The sequence below is a fragment of the Gilvimarinus gilvus genome, from assembly GCF_030518155.1.
Lineage (GTDB): Bacteria > Pseudomonadota > Gammaproteobacteria > Pseudomonadales > Cellvibrionaceae > Gilvimarinus > Gilvimarinus gilvus.
The window spans coordinates 1-303 of the sequence record NZ_JAULRU010000537.1; the positions used below are offsets into that span (position 1 = coordinate 1).

The 303-nt window shown below is 38.3% G+C and carries 1 protein-coding gene; it reads right to left on the reverse strand.

Annotation, left to right across the window (positions count from 1 at the left end):
- A partial coding sequence (locus QWI17_RS09975; protein WP_302722359.1) for a hypothetical protein occupies positions 1-182 on the reverse strand: 182 nt, incomplete at its 3' end.
- Positions 183-303 lie beyond the last annotated feature (121 nt).

A 303-nucleotide genomic window follows, 5' to 3' on the forward strand; every position in this document is an offset into this window, starting at 1 on the left:
ATAAACAGGTCATATTTATCGACATTAAACTTTAAAAAACCATCCCATTTACTCAGCCCGGAATCTAAAAAGACCTTCGCCACCATGAAACGGAGAAAGAACAATGCCAGTGGCTCTAAAAACCGTGATAGCTGCACGCCCAGTTGTACATAAAGTTCACGTAGCTTTCCTACCATGCCCATATCAAGTCCTTAACTATTATGATTGTATTTAGCCATATCAATTTCTAATATTTCATTTTGCAAGCAGGCTGAAAAAACATCACTCACATCAAAATCATGTTCCAACGCTAAAGCGGCATCA